Annotated in this window: 12 protein-coding genes; 4 read left to right on the forward strand and 8 right to left on the reverse strand. The window is 61.3% G+C overall.

From position 1 onward, the window contains the following. Positions 1-155: 155 nt before the first annotated feature. From AC3WN7_RS27705 to AC3WN7_RS27715, 3 genes are all read right to left on the reverse strand, one after another. Positions 156-485 carry a hypothetical protein gene (locus AC3WN7_RS27705; RefSeq protein WP_033047536.1) on the reverse strand — a complete coding sequence of 110 codons (330 nt, stop codon included), beginning with the start codon at positions 483-485 and terminating at the stop codon, positions 156-158. Between the two features lie 523 nt (positions 486-1,008). Further along, complete coding sequence (locus tag AC3WN7_RS27710) at positions 1,009-1,512, reverse strand: GNAT family N-acetyltransferase (protein ID WP_102675742.1); 504 nt, start codon at positions 1,510-1,512, stop codon at positions 1,009-1,011. Positions 1,513-1,691: 179 nt separating this feature from the next. Further along, entirely contained in the window at positions 1,692-3,638 is a 1,947-nt protein-coding gene (locus AC3WN7_RS27715; RefSeq protein WP_256585807.1) for a DNA topoisomerase III, read from the reverse strand. 258 nt (positions 3,639-3,896) lie between these two features. On the opposite strand from AC3WN7_RS27715, the gene AC3WN7_RS27720 reads away from it, so the two are divergent. After that, positions 3,897-4,265, forward strand: coding sequence for a DUF427 domain-containing protein (locus tag AC3WN7_RS27720; RefSeq protein ID WP_102675744.1), 369 nt, complete (start codon positions 3,897-3,899; stop codon positions 4,263-4,265). A gap of 54 nt (positions 4,266-4,319) precedes the next feature. Here the strand turns inward: AC3WN7_RS27720 and AC3WN7_RS27725 are convergent, their stop codons facing one another. Beyond that, a complete protein-coding gene (locus AC3WN7_RS27725) occupies positions 4,320-5,942 on the reverse strand; it encodes an MFS transporter (RefSeq protein WP_102675745.1) in 1,623 nt (540 codons plus the stop codon). A gap of 214 nt (positions 5,943-6,156) precedes the next feature. Next, complete coding sequence (locus AC3WN7_RS27730; protein WP_102675746.1) at positions 6,157-7,803, reverse strand: GMC family oxidoreductase; 1,647 nt, start codon at positions 7,801-7,803, stop codon at positions 6,157-6,159. A gap of 132 nt (positions 7,804-7,935) precedes the next feature. On the opposite strand from AC3WN7_RS27730, the gene AC3WN7_RS27735 reads away from it, so the two are divergent. Continuing rightward, positions 7,936-8,823 carry a LysR family transcriptional regulator gene (locus tag AC3WN7_RS27735; protein WP_102675747.1) on the forward strand — a complete coding sequence of 296 codons (888 nt, stop codon included), beginning with the start codon at positions 7,936-7,938 and terminating at the stop codon, positions 8,821-8,823. A gap of 132 nt (positions 8,824-8,955) precedes the next feature. Here AC3WN7_RS27735 and AC3WN7_RS27740 read toward each other — a convergent pair whose 3' ends face one another. The 3 genes from AC3WN7_RS27740 to AC3WN7_RS27750 form a co-directional block, all read right to left on the reverse strand. Beyond that, complete coding sequence (locus AC3WN7_RS27740; RefSeq protein WP_102675748.1) at positions 8,956-10,053, reverse strand: DNA alkylation repair protein; 1,098 nt, start codon at positions 10,051-10,053, stop codon at positions 8,956-8,958. 160 nt (positions 10,054-10,213) lie between these two features. Further along, positions 10,214-12,022, reverse strand: coding sequence for a monovalent cation:proton antiporter-2 (CPA2) family protein (locus tag AC3WN7_RS27745; protein ID WP_102675749.1), 1,809 nt, complete (start codon positions 12,020-12,022; stop codon positions 10,214-10,216). A 237-nt stretch (positions 12,023-12,259) separates the two neighbouring features. Then, a complete protein-coding gene (locus AC3WN7_RS27750) occupies positions 12,260-12,925 on the reverse strand; it encodes a LuxR C-terminal-related transcriptional regulator (protein WP_102675750.1) in 666 nt (221 codons plus the stop codon). Between the two features lie 204 nt (positions 12,926-13,129). Here AC3WN7_RS27750 and AC3WN7_RS27755 point away from each other — a divergent pair, with 204 nt between their 5' ends. Both AC3WN7_RS27755 and AC3WN7_RS27760 read left to right on the forward strand, forming a co-directional pair. Then, positions 13,130-13,417, forward strand: a complete 288-nt coding sequence (locus tag AC3WN7_RS27755; RefSeq protein WP_102675751.1) for a PilZ domain-containing protein — start codon at positions 13,130-13,132, stop codon at positions 13,415-13,417. Positions 13,418-13,506: 89 nt separating this feature from the next. Then, positions 13,507-15,304 (forward strand): VCBS domain-containing protein (locus AC3WN7_RS27760; RefSeq protein ID WP_492575425.1); only part of this gene is annotated, 1,798 nt, incomplete at its 3' end.

Below are 15,304 nucleotides of genomic sequence, written 5' to 3' on the forward strand. Positions count from 1 at the left end.
CGCGAAGGCGGTGTATCAGTTGACATAGTGTTATCTGACACACCGCCTTCGCGAGCAAGCCCGCTCCCACAGATGATCTTCGTTAAAGCATAAAAAGCCTGCTCCTTATTGGGAGCAGGCCCTGTTTCTCAATAAGTCAGTGACGACTCATTCAATTAGTAGAACCGGTCAATCACCCGAACTTCGTTCTGATTCTGCATCGAGGCCCAGGCCTGTTTCAGGGTTTGCAGAACATTACCGATGAAGTCCTTGTCGGCCGCGGCCTTCTTGCCGACATAGCCCTGGCCGCGACGGTACATCTTCAGTCGGGCGAGCAGGTTCTGGTTGTTCTGGTCGAACTCTGCTTCATGGGCGTGCGGCGACAGGGGGTCGATATGAACCTGGCCACATTTGCTGATCCAGAGAATATGGCTGTCGTGGCTGTCTTTCTTTGCAGCGAACATACGAGCCAGTTCATCGATAGTTGGTTGATTGTTCAGATTCATCATAAAGCCCCTTGACCAATTGGTGATCTTTCAAAGTTGATTCGCTAATACAGGTAGCCCATCGGTTAGTTGATCCCTGGCACCGAAACCAGGACGTCAGCGTTCGACCGCCTTATCGGGCGGGGTCCTGCGTCTGTTGCATGTAGTCGTGTTGAATAACTGCTACGCAATAGCGTCACAACGAAGAGAAGCGGCGAAAACCTTAAGGCCACTGCCGACATTTTCAGGGTCGGCCACAAGCATCATGAGGATTGCTCGCCAAGACTTCTCGCCCTTGTACTGGACGTTCAGGCCAGGTCAGCTTCTTCAATCTGCCTTGTGGGCAGCGTGTATCCGGGAAAAACAGCTCGGCGGTCAGACGAGCTTGCTCAAACGTGTTGCCTGTACTCCCGATCGGGGAGACGTCTGCATCATGCAAGGGCAAAACGGAGGCGTCAACGGTTTTGTAGTGATTATTTTCAGTCACTACATATTGTCGGACAAAGCTGTTCGGAATTAGCGAGGGGAGGCGAGGGTGTGTCGGTCAGGACGACAAAGGCGGACACTCAAAGCGGTAAAAAGTGCAGGGATGACCGTCTACCCGCTGCTGATGCAAGGCGAGCCCGCCAACGCCGAGCCCCGGCATCACGGTGGCCCAGAACAGGCGTGCCGGCTGATTCGCCTCGAGATGGAAAATCTGCCATTGACCGGGGAATTGACTCAAGAGGGTGGAAACGACAAATCGCGCGACACCCCGGCCACGAAAGCGTCGACTGACAAACAGATAGCCGATGTTGTAGTCGGCACCGGCGAGATGAGTCCGGTTATCCACGGTCACGAAGCCGGCCAGTTCCCCATCGACCTTGATCAGGAAAGGGCGGGTGGCCGGGTGTCGCCAGTACTCCGGCATGGGCAGGATGTTGAAGAATCCGGATTCACCCAGCTTTAGCGGCAACCATTCGCTGAAGTCGTAGGTGTAGAACTGCATCAGGTTTTCGATGGTTTCCAGTTCGTCGCGTTGGGCGGCGTGCAGTGCTATCGAAGACATACGGGGGTGGCTCCCGATCGGCCAGGGGACACATTTGATTATGGTCGGCGTCGCGCGATCTGTGGCGAGGGAGCTTGTCGGATCGCCGCACCGTCCCGTTGGGTCGCAAAGCGGCCCCAAAAACCACAAACAGGGCCTGCTGCGCAGTCCAGCGGGAGCAAGCTCCCTCGCCACAAGGTTTACGTTTTGACTGCCGGTTTTGCCCTGCGCCTGGTGCCGCTCGCGGGTTTGCGCGGGGCGTTCTTGCGTTTTTTCTTCCAGGGGGCTGCGGCGGATCCGTTAGGCGGCGGACCGCTGATGGTCAGGCTCAGTCCGGCGCAACGGCTGACCTGCTTGCTCATCCACGCCGCCTGTTTGGTGACGAACTCTTCAAGACTCATTTCACCGCTTTGCACCATGTCCAGGGCCTGTTCCCAGATCGCCGTGGTGCCCGGGTCGGCAATGGCCCGCGGCACGGCGTCGATCAGGCTGAACGCAGCCGGCGTGGCGGCCAGGGCCTTGCCGTTCTTGACCAGATAACCACGGTCGAGCAGGCCCTGGATGATCGACGCACGGGTCGCTTCGGTGCCGATGCCGGTGGTGTCCTTGAGCTTTTGCTTGAGCAGCGGGTCTTCCACCAGTTTGGCGACGTTCTTCATGGCCTTGATCAGATCGCCTTCGGTGAACGGCTTTGGCGGTTGCGTCCAGAGGTCCTTGAGTTGCACGCCGGCCACTGCGCAATCGATGCCTTCGGCCAGGTTGGGCAGTGTCTGTGGCGCTGGAGCTTCGCGTCCCTTGGTCGCAGCCAGTGCCTCGGGCAGGGCGCGTTTCCAGCCCTGCTCGATGATCTGCTTGCCGACAGCGCGCAAGGCAAAACCTGCGCAATCGAAGTCGGCCTGGGTGCGGTCGTATTCGTGATTGGGCAGGAACTGCGCCAGATACCGCGCGCGGATCAGTGTGTAGACCGCGCGCTGCTTGCCCGCCAGTTTGTCGAGGTTCTTCGCCGCCGCGGTGGGGATGATGCCGTGGTGAGCGCTGACCTTGGCATCGTTCCAGGCCCGTGAGCGCCGTTGCGGATCGAGGTGATCGTGCAAGGCGTTCAACGCCGGGTCGGCCTGGCGCAGCGCCGCCAGAATGGCCGGTGCCTCGCTGTGCTGGCTGAGGGGCAAGTAGCCGCAATCGCTGCGCGGATAGGTGATGACCTTGTAGGTTTCGTAAAGCGCCTGGGCAATGTCGAGGGTTTCCTGGGCGCCGAGGCCGAGTTTCTTTGAGCAGACCTCCTGCAGGGTGCCCAGGTCGAACGGCAGCGGGGCCACTTCGCGCATCCGTTCGGTGCGCAACTTGATCACCCGCGCACTGGCCGCGCCGCGCATGGCGTCTGCTGCTTGTTGGGCCAGCGCCTGATTCAGGCAACGGTCCTGATCGTCGCAAACCTCGGATGCCGCGCGCCATTGCGCCGTGAATGCGGTGCCGTTGTGCAGCAGTTGCACATCGATGGCCCAATAGGGGACGGGCACAAAGTCGGCAATGCTGCGATCGCGATCCACTACCAGGCGCAAGGTCGGCGTTTGCACCCGGCCCACCGGCAGCACGCCTTGATAGCCGGACTGGCGCCCCAGCAAGGTGAACAGCCGGCTCATGTTCATGCCGATCAGCCAGTCGGCCCGGGAACGCCCCAGGGCCGAGTGATAGAGGCTGAACGTCTCGTTGCCCGGTTTCAGTGCCGCGAGGGCCTTGCGGATGGACGCATCATCCAGGGCCGACAACCAGAGGCGGCGGATCGGCCCGCGATAGCGGCAATGCTCCACCAGTTCCCGGGCGATCATCTCGCCCTCACGGTCGGCGTCCGTGGCAATGATCAGTTCGCTCGCCTCACCGAGCAGGCGCTTGACCGCCTTGTACTGGCTGGCGGTGCGCGGCTTGACGGTCATTTTCCACTTTTCGGGAATGATCGGCAGGTCGGCCAGCACCCAGCGCTTGTAGCGCGCGTCGTAGGCATCCGGCGGTGCGGTCTCCAGCAGGTGGCCGATGCACCAGGTCACCGTGACGTCTGTTCCCAGCCAACAGCCATCGCCCCGGCGCCGGGCGCCGAGGACGGCCGCAATGTCTTTGGCCTGGGAAGGTTTTTCACAGAGGTACAGCCGCATAACCACCATCGTCGATCTATGTGTCAGGGGTGCACAGAATGGCGCTTGATGGACGATGGAGCAATCTTTATCTGTATGGATGTACAGCCTGATGTGTCGCTCCCGTTCGGCTGCGAAGCCGTCGCGAGGGTAAAACTTGGGTTATACCTGATAAACCGTGGTCTCAGGTTTTGGGGCTGCTGCGCAGCCCATCGCGGGCAAGCCACGCTCCCACATCATCGATTTGCAGGTCCATCACCGTCATGAGGAACGTATTCCATGAAAAGCTCCGGTCCTAGTCCTGTCATCACCATCGCCGAGCAGCCTGGCTGTCTGCTGGTGAGGTTTCACGGTATTCAAGTAGCCGCCTCGGCGCGGGCCCTGGTGTTGCTGGAGGCCAACTACCCGCCGGTGTACTACGTGCCGCGGGAGGATATCGACGAGAAATATTTCGCCCGCACCGACCACACCAGCTATTGCCCGTACAAGGGCGATGCGAGTTATTTCAGTTTGCAGGTGCCGGGGCATGAGAGTGCCAATGCGGTGTGGAGTTATGAGAACCCCAAGATATCGGTGCAGCAGATACGCGAATACGTGGCGTTCTACCCGGATCAGGTGAAGTTCGAGTTGCTTGACGCCGAGGTCTGATCGGGGTTGATCGCCGCGACGAGGGAGCCAGCTCCCTCGTCGGCAGGCATAACCTCAGTTCTTGTCGAGGTCCACGTTACGCGTCTCACGCAGGCAAATCATCCCCACCACCAGGCTCACCCCGGTGATCACCACCGGATACCACAGCCCGTAGAAGATGTCCCCGGTGTACACCACCAGCGCGAACGACACCGTCGGCAGGAAGCCGCCGAACCAGCCGTTGCCGATGTGGTAGGGCAGGGACATCGAGGTATAGCGAATGCGGGTCGGGAACAGTTCGACCATCAACGCCGCCAGCGGGCCGTAGCACATGGCCGAGATGATGATCAGCGCGACAATCAGCGCCACGATCATCGGTTTGTTGATCTGCTGCATGTCCGCCTGTTGCGGGTAGCCGGCGAGGGACACGGCACCGCGCAAGGCGGCTTCGTCGAAGCCATCGATCTTCACGTCACCGACGCTTACCTGCACGTCACTGCCGGCCGGGGCCGCTGCGCTCTGGTAGGGCAGGCCCTGCTTGACCAGGAAGGTCTTGACCTTGTCGCAGGGGCTGTCGAATTTCGCCTTGCCCACCGGGTCGAACTGGAAGGTGCAGGTGGCCGGGTCGGCCATCACGGTGATCGGTGCCTGGCGGCTGGCCTGGTCGATGGCCGGGTTGGCGTAGTGGGCCAGGGTCTTGAAGATCGGGAAGTACAGCGCGGTGGCCAGCAGCAGGCCGATCATCAGCACTGGCTTGCGCCCGACCTTGTCCGACAGCCAGCCAAAGAAAATGAAGAAAGGGGCGCCAATGGTCACGCTGACAATCAGCAAGCCGTTGGCCACCGCCGGGTCCATTTTCAGGAACTGGGTGAGGAAGAACAGTACATAGAATTGCGCGGCGTAGAAGGTCACCGCTTGCCCGGCATTGATGCTGAACAATGCGATCAGCACCACCTTGAGGTTTTCCCATTTGCCGAAGGAGTCGCGAATCGGCTGTTTGCACAACTTGCCTTCCTCTTTCATTTTCACGAAGGCCGGCGACTCGTGCAGGCTCAGGCGAATCCAGGTCGAGATACCCAGCAGCACGATGGAAAACAGGAACGGAATGCGCCAGCCCCAGACTTCGAACTGGTCACCGGTGAAGTAGCGGCAGCCCAGCACCACCAGCAGCGAGAGCAGCAGGCCCAGGGTCGCGGTGGATTGAATCCAGCTGGTGTGGAAGCCACGCTTGCCCATGGGCGCGTGCTCGGCGACATAGGTCGCGGCGCCACCGTATTCGCCGCCCAGGGCCAGGCCCTGGAGCATGCGCAGCACCACCAGGATGATCGGCGCGGCGATGCCGATGCTGGCGTAGGTCGGCAGCAGCCCGACACAGAACGTCGCCAGGCCCATGAGGACGATGGTGGCGAGGAAGGTGTATTTGCGCCCGATCATGTCCCCCAACCGGCCGAACACCAGCGCGCCGAACGGCCGGACGATGAAGCCGGCGGCGAAGGCCATCAGCGCAAAGATGAACGCGGTGGTGTCGTTGACCCCGGCGAAAAACTGTTTGCTGATGACTGCCGCAAGGGCGCCATAGAGGAAAAAGTCGTACCACTCGAAGACGGTCCCGAGGGACGAGGCGAAGATGACTTTTTGGGTTTCCTGGCTGGTGCCCGCGCTGCGCACGGCTTCCAGGGTTTGAACATTTTCTGACATACCGGTATCCCTCACAGTGATTGTTTTTGTTGTTCCACTGTCGGCGCCAGTCTTGAGGGCTGGTGCCGCTGTTGCGATGTATCGGGCGTACTCGTTACTTGTAGGAGCGAGCTTGCTCGCGATGAACCTGAGAGCGCACGTGGGTGTCAGGTTTACAGCGTTATCGTTGACGACCATCGCGAGCAAGCTCGCTCCTACAGGGGGCGCGCAGGATTCAGAGGTGTGCGATCAGTTCCATTGTCGGTGTGGTGCTCCTTGTGGCGGAGTTGAGGATCAGTTGTGCCGCCTTCTCGGCAATCATCAGCGTCGGCGAGCAGGTGTTGCCCGAGGTGATGCGCGGCATGATCGAGGCATCGGCTATACGCAAGCCGGGGATGCCATGGACCTTGAGTTGCGCATCGACCACGGCGTCGGCGTCATTGCCCATGCGGCAGGTGCCCACGGGGTGGAAGATCGTGGTGCCGATGCGCGCGGCGGCTTCGTGCAGTTGTTCCTCGCTTTGAAGACTGGCGCCGGGCAGGTATTCCACTGGATTGAAGGCGCGCAGGGCCGGCGCGGCGACGATGCGTCGGGTCAGGCGAATGGCGTCGGCGGCGATCCGCAGGTCTTCCGGGTGGCTCAGGTAATTGGGCTGGATCAGTGGGGCTTGTTGCGGATCAGCCGAGCGGATATCGACCCGGCCACGGCTTTGCGGGCGTAGATCGCAGACCGATGCGGTGAACGCCGGGAACCCATGCAGCGGTTCGCCAAAGCGCTCCAGCGACAGCGGCTGCACGTGGTATTCGAGGTTGGCTGAAGTCTGTTCTGGCCCCGAGCGGGCAAAGGCGCCCAACTGGCTCGGCGCCATGGACAGCGGGCCGCTGCGGTCATACAGGTAGCGCAGGCCCATGCCCAGCTTGCCCCACAGGCTGCCGGCCATCTGGTTCAGGGTGCGGGCATTTTCCAGCTGGTAGATCAGCCGCAGTTGCAGGTGATCCTGCAGATTGCCGCCGACACCGGGCAGTTCATGGGCGACGCCAATCCCCAGCCGTTCCAGCAGTGGACGCGGGCCGATGCCGGAGCGTTGCAGGATGCCTGGCGACCCGACCGAGCCGGCACAGAGGACGATCTCCTTGCGCGCCTTGAAGGTCTTCACCTCGCCTTGCCAGCGGGCGCTGACGGCAGAGGCGCGGCCATTGTCCAGCCGCACGCGGTCGACTTCGACACCGGTCAGCACCGTGAGATTGGAGCGTTGGCGAATCGGTTTGAGAAACGCCTTGGCCGCGTTCCAGCGGATGCCGGCCTTCTGATTGACCTGGAAATAGCCGCAACCTTCGTTGTCGCCCTGGTTGAAGTCATCGATGCTGGCGATGCCGCTTTGTTCGGCGGCACTGCGGAAGGCGTCGAGAATCGGCCACGACAGGCGCTGGCGTTCGACTCGCCATTCACCCGCGTCGCCGTGAAATTCGGCGGCGCCGGCGAAGTGGTTTTCACTCTGCTTGAACAGCGGCAACACGTCTTGCCAGCTCCAGCCGGGGTTGCCGTCGGCGGCCCAGCGGTCGTAGTCACCGGCCTGGCCGCGCATGTAGATCATGCCGTTGATGGATGAGCAGCCGCCCAGTACCTTGCCGCGCGGATAGCTCAGGGCGCGACCTTGCAGGCCGGGTTGCGCTTCGGTCTTGAAGCACCAGTCGGTGCGCGGGTTGCCGATGCAGTACAGGTAACCCACGGGGATGTGAATCCACGCATAGTTGTCGCGGCCGCCGGCTTCGAGCAACAACACGCGATGTTGCGGGTTGGCCGACAGTCGATTGGCCAGCAGACACCCGGCTGGGCCGGCCCCGACCACGATGTAGTCGTATTCATCAACGGAAGGCTGCATCCCTGACCTCGTTTTGTTGTTCTTGTTGTCTGTCATCCTAGTTGTTAGCTTTCGTCAAAAGAATGTTAGTTTTTGCGCAGCCGCTGTGCGTTTTTAAACAGCATCCCGAACGGCAAAGAACAAGGACGATTCATGTTCGACTGGAATGACCTGCGGTTTTTTCTCGAATTGCAGCGCAGCGGGCGTTTGCTGACGGCCGCCCGCCGCCTGAACACCACCCATGCCACCGTGGCGCGGCACATCGAGGCCATCGAAAAGAGCCTCGGTACGGCGTTGTTCGTTCAGCATGCCCAGGGCTATGAGATGACCCCGGCGGGCGAGGCGTTGCTTAAACACGCCGAGGCGATGGAGAACGTGGCGCTGCTGGCCCAGGAGGAAATCACCCAATCCACCGCGCCGCTGGGCAAGATCCGCGTCGGGGTGACCGAAGGCCTGGGCATCATGTTCCTTGCCAGTCGCATGAACGGCTTGTTCGAGCGCTATCCGGGGCTGGAAGTGGAACTGGTGGCGGTGCCGCGGTTTGTCAGCATCCTCAACCGCGAGGCGGAAATCAGCATCCACCTTGAGCGCCCGGCCGCCGACATGCTGGTCACCCGCAAACTCACTGACTATCGCCTGGCGTTATATGCCAGCCAGGAGTACCTCGATCATTCGCCGCCGTTGCGCAGTCGTGAGGACCTGGGGCGTCATGCGTGGATCGGCTATGTCGACGACTTGCTGTTCAGCCAGGAATTGATGTTCCTCAACAGCTTCTGCCGCAACCCGCAGGTGGTGTTTCACAGCACCAGCGTGATCGCCCAGCAGCAGGCTGCGCGCTCGGGCCTGGGGATCGCGGTGTTGCCGTGCTACATGGCCAGTGCCGATCCGGGGCTGGTGCCGCTGTTGCCGGATGAAAGCATCCAGCGCAGTTACTGGATCAGCACTCGTCGGGAGTTGCACAAGTCGGTGCGGTTGCGGGTGCTTTGGGATTATGTGGTGGAGTTGTGTGAGCGGGAGCAGGGGTTGCTACTGGGTGGCTGACCTGACGCCATCGCGGGCAAGCCCGCTCCCACAGTGGTTCATGTCGTACGCAAGTGTTGTGTACACCCGAGATACCTGTGGGAGCGGGCTTGCCCGCGAAGGCGGCGGAACATCCAATATCCATCTTGAGGTTTAAGCAACAATCTCGAACGCCGTGCTGGCCAGCCTTTCGCCGTTGACCATGACATGCACCGCATGGCGCCCCGCATAATGCCGGCGTGTTGTCAGCTCCTTGATCTGCTGCCCACGGCTGACGGCTTCGCTGGCGTTGCCGGGCAGTGTCAGCGCCTTGAGCTTGAACACCTTGGCCGAGGTGCTGCCGTTGGCCTTGACGTAATCGATGGCGTAGTCGATCACCAGGCGCTGGCTGCTTTCTACCGTGGATCTGATGGCAAACGACAGGGTGATCTTTTCTCCCAGGCCAATCACCGGCGGTTCGACTTTCACATCGACGATCTCGACTTCAGGCTTGCCGCCCGCTCCGATGATCGCCAGTGCCCGCTGGTTGCCCTGTTTGATCAGGCTGCGCAGGGCGTGCCTGGCGATCCATGCGGTGTGCCGGTTGTCCAGCGACCAGCCTTCGATCAGGTCCAGCACCCAGCCGGGGTGGTCCTTGGTGATGTCGTTGAGGTGGTTGGCCACGGATTTGCGCACGTACAGGCTGGTGTCGGCCTTGAGGTTGTCGAGGATTTTTGCGGCGAGTGTCGGGTCGGCCTGGACGGGTTCCAGGCGGAATGACCAGGGCAGGCGTGGCCGGCAGCCTTCACTGGCCAGGCGTCGTACGTGCTCGTTGTCATCCAGTGACCAGTCGTGCATTAGCTCGAGCGAACGTTCGAGGTCGCTGCGCAAAAAATAGCGGATCGCGAATTCCGAAGAGCCGAAAGCGGTGAAGTACTTCAGCGCGTCCATCGACTGCTCGAACGCATGGGCGCCGTAGCGGGCGACGTAGTGCGGCAGGCACATGCTGACGAAACCGCTGTTCAGGCGCGGGGCGAGGGCGCGCAGCACCTGCAGCGATGCTTCATAGTCCAGCGGCAACACCGCGTGCAGGCATTCGCTGACCCGGGCCATGCGCTGCATGACGCTGAGGTCTGCCAGACCGGATTGCGCCAGCTTGAGGAATTTCTTGCCGTCAAAATCGGGGTACACCGCCGTCATCTCTGTGGCGATGTGCTTTAGGCGCTCGGTGTTGAAGATTTCCTTGAGGGCGGGGGCAGGTTGGTCAGCCATGGTGGTTCCTTTGAAGTTGTGGTTATTCCGTCACACCGCGTTAGCGTTCTTCGCGAGCAAGCCCGCTCCCACACTGGATCTGAGGTGCTCACAAATATTGAGCCTGGCAGAGACCCCTGGTGGGAGCGGGCTTGCTCGCGAAGGGGCCCTCAAGTCCACCTCATTTCTTGCCCGCTTGCTCCTGCAGGTGATCCGACTCGAACAACCTGGCCAGTTCCGCCCGCGCTTCCTGCGCCGTCTGCAGCACTTTCACCGCGTCGTCATACACCGCGTGCTGGGCTTCGAGCACCACTTCGTCGTGCTGCTTGAAGCGCTTGATCCGCGCATCGGCCTGGGCCTGGGTCAATCCCAGGCCGATCAGGGTTTGCCGGCTCATTTCCAGGCTCGAAAAAAAGGTCTCGCGCACGGCGTGAGCACCGACGTCCATCAGCCGGTGCACATGCTGACGGTTACGGGCGCGGGCGATGATGTTCATATGCGGATAGAGCTTGCGCACCAACTCGGCGGTCTTGATGTTGGTGTCCGGGTCGTCGGTGGCGATCACAAAAAACTCGGCTTCGCCGACCTTGGCCGCACTGAGGATTTCCGGGCGCATCGGGTCGCCGTAGAACACCGGCACGCCACCGAAGCTGCGGGACAGTTCGATGGTTTCCACCGAGGTGTCCAGGGCCACGAACTTGATGTTCTGCGCGCGCAGAATCCGCGCAACGATCTGGCCCATGCGGCCCATCCCGGCGATCACCACCCGTGGTGCGTCGGTGTCGATTTCACGGAACTTCTCCGGTACTTCCACCGGTTGCACTTTCGGGCTGACCAGGCGTGCGCAAACCAGCAGCAACAGCGGCGTCACGGCCATGGACAGGGTGATGGTCAACACCAGCAAGTCATACAGCCCGGCGGCGAACAGCCCATGGTCGCGACCGATCTTGAACACCACAAAGGCAAATTCACCACCGGCCGCCAACACGATACCCAGGCGGATCGCACTGACGTTCTTCAAGCCTCCGGCCAGGCGACCGACAATAAACAGCAGCGGCAGTTTGATCGCGATCAGCAGCAGGGTCAGGCCCAGCACCGCGACCGGCATGCTCAGCAACAGGCTCAGGTTCGCGCCCATGCCGACGCTGATGAAAAACAACCCCAGCAGCAGGCCCTTGAACGGTTCGATCTGGGCTTCCAGTTCATGGCGATACTCGGAGTCCGCCAACAGCAGGCCGGCGAGGAAGGCGCCAAGGGCCATGGAAATACCCACCAGTTCCATCAACCAGGCCGTGCCGATCACCACCAGTAACGCAGTGGCGGTGGAGACCTCCGGCAACGCGGTCTTGGTCACCACGCGGAACACCGGCCGCAGCAGGTAACGCCCGCCGATCACCACCACGGCGATGCTGGCCAGCACTTGCAGGCCATGGTTCAGGTTTTCGCTGACGCTGGTGCTGTGATCGCCACCGGCCAGCAACGGCACCATGGCAATCAAGGGGATCGCGGCGATGTCCTGGAACAACAGGATTGCGAACGCCAATCGCCCGTGGGGGCTGGTCAATTCCTTGCGTTCAGCCAGGCTTTGCAGGCCGAACGCCGTGGATGACAGCGCCAGGCCCAGGCCGAGGACGATCGCGGTGTTCAACGGCTGGCCAAACAACCACAAAGCCACCACGCCAATCACCGTGCCGGTCAGCAACACTTGCGCCAGACCCACGCCGAACACTGATTTGCGCATCACCCACAAGCGTCGCGGCGACAGCTCCAGGCCGATGATGAACAGCAGCAACACCACGCCCAGTTCGGAAATGTTTGCGACGCTTTGCGGGTTGTCGATCAACCCCAGCACCGACGGGCCGATGATCACCCCGGCGAACAGATAGCCCAGGACCGCCCCCAGTTGCAGACGCTTGGCTAACGGAACGATGAGCACGGCCGCCATCAGGAACACGACAGCGGCTTGTAGCAGGTTGCTTTCATGGGGCATGGGCGAAATTCCAGGACTCGGGGCAGCGGGGGGTGTCAAGGATAAAGGTTGGGTTCTGTGAAGATCCACTGCGGGAGTGGTCTGTCATGGAGATTGATGGCGAATCTTGCCGGCCTCGCAGGAGCTGGGGGGTGATCGGGTTCTCATAAATCCGGAAAGAATCGGCGAATGACCTGTGCTGGAGTTTCGGGGCAAGGTCAGGCTGCGGGAACACCCCCCGCGGTGTTGCCGCAGTCCTCAGTCGCCAGTGGACAGCCCATGCTTGTGTGCATAAGCGTACAGATCTACGCGGTTTGTCAGGCCTAGCTTGCTGTAGATCGATGTCAAATGGTTGCGCAGCGTGTGCTCGCTGATGTGCAGTTTCTCGGCCACCAACTTGCCTGGCGCTGAGGGGTCGCGGGCCAGCGATGCAATGGTTTGCTGCTCGCGGCGCGTTAGCTTGGCGATTTTTTGTTGCTCCGGGTCTATTTCGCGCTCGGCTTTCTTGCGCGCCAGTTCAAGAAAGATACGGCTGGTGGCATTGCGGTCAATCCAGAGTTCGCCGTCATGCACTTTTTCTATGGCTTTGAGCAATGTTGATGCGGAGGCCGACTCCCGCTTATCCACCACGCCACGTGCGCCCGCCAGCACCGCACTGTCATGCAGCGCCACGTCGCTCGACCCGGTCACGACCAGAATCCTGGCTTTGGTCTGGTTGTGCAAGTCGGCCAGCGACTCGATACAGTCCTCGCTGTCCAGGTCCAGCACCACCACATCCGGCGCGTATTGGTGCGGCGAAAGCAGGTATTGCGCCACCGACGACACCGAACCCGCCAGCGCCAATCTTGGTCGAGCGCTTTCCACCAGACGCTCAAGGCCCCAGGCCACGAGCGGTAGAGCTACTAACAGAACTTGAATTGGCATGCGTGTCGCTGCCCCTTTAGGCGGGTTGTGTTAGCTGATCATGATAGCAATCGTTGCAGTCCTTAGTGTTTTCAATAGCGCTGCAGTCCCCCCCCTCCCATGACATTTGTCCCGTAAAACACTGTTTTGATGGGTGATTGACTCCCAGAAAAAAAGGGATAGCGCGCTCATGTAATAAACAGCGGTGGTTTTTAGACTGCCGACATGAAAGACACACACCGCATTGAGCCCCGTGAACAAGTCACCCTGTCGCTGCAACTGATCGGCGGGGGCAGCGGTGTCACCCGTGACATCAGCGCCTCCGGTTTGTATTTCGAAACCGATAGCGAGCAGCAGGTGGGTAGCTTGATTGACTTCGAGATCGAGCTCGACACTCCCGGCGGCCCCATGAAGTTCAGGGCGCAAGGACAAATCGTGCGCATTGAGCCGCTGGGCGGCAGGGCCGGGGTGGGCGTGAAGCTACTGGCCAGCCGGCTGGTAGCGGTGGAGTGAAGTGTTTGTGGAGTGAGCAAGAATCGGCTTGCGGCTGTTGGCGGCCCACAGCGGTTTTTTGCTCTGAGTGACATTCTTGGGAGAAAGACATGGCTAGCACCACCACTACCAGCGGCGGAACCGTTACCTCGTTTTCCAACACGCCACAGGCGAAGGATGACGTCTTTACCACCACTGAAAATCTGCTGGGGGTCGTGTATTGGGACGTCATGTCCAATGACCTCGGCGGTAACGCGAAGACACTCTGGTCACTCGACAACGCGGACAGTCTTTCTACTGCCACCAAGGCTTATGCTCCGGCCGACCTCCTGACCCAGGATACGTCGAGGGCTGAGGCGACGAGTTCTGACACCAGTGTGAATGGTGCAAAGATCTGGATCACCCTGGACGGCAAGGTCGGCTACGACGCCGCTACTTTCACCCCTGCTTTCAAGGCACAACTCCAGGCGCTTGCTGCTGGCGAGGTCCTGACGGACAGCTTTACCTATGCGATGCGTCTGGGCAACGGCACGCTCAGTTGGGCCACCGCGACAGTGCAGTTCTCGGGCATGAATGATGGGGTGACCGTCAACCTCGAGACGCAGGCCGGCATGGTGACCGAAGACGCCGACACCACTGCGAGCGCGACCGACTCGCTGACGGCCAGCGGCACCATTGTCTTTAACGACGTCGACCTGAGTGACACGCACATGGCGACGTTCGCACCGGCGGCGGGCAACGCTACTCATCTTGGTACGTTCGTGCTCTCGCCGGTAAGCGAAGCCGCGAACGCGGCCAACGGTTCGGTGCAATGGACGTACAACCTGAGCAATGGGGCGGCGCAGTACCTGGCCCAGGGACAGACAGTTACCGAAACCTACCTGGTCACCATCAGCGATGGTCATGGTTCGACGGTAACGCAGAATGTGACTATCACCATCACCGGCACCAATGACGCGCCAACGGTGACGGCGGCAGAAATCGAAGGCGGTGCGGTGACCGAAGACGGCACCACGGTGGCCAGCGGCAGCTTCGCCTTCGGCGACGTGGACCTGGCCGATGACGCCCATGTGGCCACCGTGAGCGCGCCGGCCGGTGCGCTGGGCACGCTGGTGGCCACTGTGAACGACGAGAGCACGGGCGACGCGGCGGGCAGCGTGGGCTGGACCTATACGCTGAACAACAGCGCGGCGCAGTACCTGGCCGAGGGCCAGACCAAGACTGAAGTGTTCACGGTGACGCTGACCGACGACTTCGGGGCGACGGTGACCAAGGATGTGACGATCACCCTGACCGGCAGCAATGACGCGCCGGTGCTCAGTTTCGCGACGGGCAATGATGCCGGTGCGGTGCAGGAAGACATCAAGCTCAGCGTCAGCGGCCAGTTCAGCTCGGCCGACATCGATCACGACGCGACGGCGACCTGGAGCATCAATGGCTCGCCAACCGGCACCTACGGCTCGATCGCCGTCGACAACAGCGGCCAGTGGACCTACACGCTGGCCAACGGCACCGATGGCGTTGCCAGTGCGGTGCAGTCACTGAAGGCGGGCGAGAGTCACAACGAAGTGTTCAGCGTGCAGGTCAGCGATGGCCTCGGCGGTGTCGACACCCAACTGGTGACTATCACCGTCACCGGCAGCAACGACGCCGCCGTGCTGTCCTCGGCCAGCGTTACGCTGAGCGAAACCAATGCTCCGCTAACCACCGGCGGCAGCTTGACCATTAGCGATATTGACAGCCCGCAAAGCTTCCAGGTGCAGTCCAACACCGCCGGCAGCTACGGCCAGTTCTCCATCGGCACCGGCGGTGCCTGGACCTACGTCGCCGACTCCGCCCACAACGAGTTCGCCGCCGGTACCACCTACACCGACACCTTCGCGGTGAGCAGTGCCGACGGCACCCTCA

The sequence above is a fragment of the Pseudomonas sp. FW305-70 genome (assembly GCF_058783925.1).

What these genes read in the sequence shown, in the direction of transcription:
- AC3WN7_RS27705 (WP_033047536.1), bottom strand. Translation starts at nt 485, where the DNA reads ATGAATCTGAACAATCAACCAACTATCGATGAACTGGCTCGTATGTTC.
- AC3WN7_RS27710 (WP_102675742.1), bottom strand. Translation starts at nt 1,512, where the DNA reads ATGTCTTCGATAGCACTGCACGCCGCCCAACGCGACGAACTGGAAACC.
- AC3WN7_RS27715 (WP_256585807.1), bottom strand. Translation starts at nt 3,638, where the DNA reads ATGCGGCTGTACCTCTGTGAAAAACCTTCCCAGGCCAAAGACATTGCG.
- AC3WN7_RS27720 (WP_102675744.1), top strand. Translation starts at nt 3,897, where the DNA reads ATGAAAAGCTCCGGTCCTAGTCCTGTCATCACCATCGCCGAGCAGCCT.
- AC3WN7_RS27725 (WP_102675745.1), bottom strand. Translation starts at nt 5,942, where the DNA reads ATGTCAGAAAATGTTCAAACCCTGGAAGCCGTGCGCAGCGCGGGCACC.
- AC3WN7_RS27730 (WP_102675746.1), bottom strand. Translation starts at nt 7,803, where the DNA reads ATGCAGCCTTCCGTTGATGAATACGACTACATCGTGGTCGGGGCCGGC.
- AC3WN7_RS27735 (WP_102675747.1), top strand. Translation starts at nt 7,936, where the DNA reads ATGTTCGACTGGAATGACCTGCGGTTTTTTCTCGAATTGCAGCGCAGC.
- AC3WN7_RS27740 (WP_102675748.1), bottom strand. Translation starts at nt 10,053, where the DNA reads ATGGCTGACCAACCTGCCCCCGCCCTCAAGGAAATCTTCAACACCGAG.
- AC3WN7_RS27745 (WP_102675749.1), bottom strand. Translation starts at nt 12,022, where the DNA reads ATGCCCCATGAAAGCAACCTGCTACAAGCCGCTGTCGTGTTCCTGATG.
- AC3WN7_RS27750 (WP_102675750.1), bottom strand. Translation starts at nt 12,925, where the DNA reads ATGCCAATTCAAGTTCTGTTAGTAGCTCTACCGCTCGTGGCCTGGGGC.
- AC3WN7_RS27755 (WP_102675751.1), top strand. Translation starts at nt 13,130, where the DNA reads ATGAAAGACACACACCGCATTGAGCCCCGTGAACAAGTCACCCTGTCG.